Here is a 1,097-nt window from a genome sequence, read left to right as displayed (position 1 = left end):
ATCTTGAATCACTCCGCCTTTATTTATCAGTAAAGGAGGATCATTTTTAATCTCTTTGGCAATCCGGTCACGAATAGAAATACAAAGATTCAGCTGTTCGCCAATACGATTCAAACTCGCATTATCAGCTTCCATACATGCCTGTTTTATCGGCTCAATAGCTTGTAAAGCTACCTTCAACTGAACGACTTCACGGGGCGACACACGTCCTACAGCCACTTTGGAAATAATACGTTCCAAATCCCCTATTAAATGCAACTGTTCTTCAATCAGTTCCTTAAAATCTGGCTGACGGAAGAAATATTCCACTACATTCAAGCGTTCATTGATCGGTTTCTCATCCTTTAAGGGAAAAACCATCCAGCGTTTCAACAGACGCGCTCCCATCGGGCTGATCGTTCTGTCAATCACATTGAGCAGACTGCTCCCGCCATCATTCATATTACCAATCAGCTCAAGACTGCGCACAGTGAACTTATCCAGACGGACGTATTTATCTTCTTCAATACGAGCCAATGAAGTGATGTGACCAATTTGCGTATGCTGCGTCATTGTCAGATACTGCAGAATAGCACCGGAAGCAATGATACCGTTCTTCAAATGCTCCACTCCGAAACCTTTCAGATTCTTCGTTTCAAAGTGTTTCAGCAATTTCTCACGAGCCGTCGTTTCTGTAAACACCCAATCATCCAGCTCGAACATGAAAAACTTACTGCCGAAATTACCTTCAAACATCAAACGTTTGCCACGTTCAAAAAGAATTTCCTTCGGGGCAAAGTTGTTCAACAGTTTATCAATATAATCAAAAGGTCCTTCTGCAGTTAGGAATTCACCGGTAGAAATATCAAGAAAGGCAACCCCACAGGAAGCTTTCCCGAAATGAACGGCAGCAAGGAAGTTATTTTCTTTATAATTCAGGACATTATCATTGATAGAAACACCGGGAGTCACCAGTTCGGTAATGCCACGTTTCACCAACTTTTTCGTCATTTTCGGATCTTCCAACTGGTCACAGATAGCGACACGCTTTCCGGCACGAACCAATTTCGGAAGATAAGTGTCGAGAGCATGATGCGGGAATCCCGCCATCTCAACAG

At 42.9% G+C, this 1,097-nt stretch carries 1 pseudogene; it reads right to left on the bottom strand.

Annotated elements, in window-relative coordinates:
* A pseudogene (locus AB5935_RS27690) lies at window positions 1-1,097 on the bottom strand (DNA mismatch repair protein MutS); the annotation flags it as partial.

This window comes from Phocaeicola sp. RTP21198st1_B8_RTP21198_201120 (genome assembly GCF_040929485.1).
In the GTDB taxonomy this organism is placed as follows: Bacteria; Bacteroidota; Bacteroidia; order Bacteroidales; family Bacteroidaceae; genus Phocaeicola; species Phocaeicola dorei.
The sequence above is the reverse complement of the archived record's forward strand: the minus strand, read 5'-3'. Positions and strand labels throughout refer to the sequence as shown.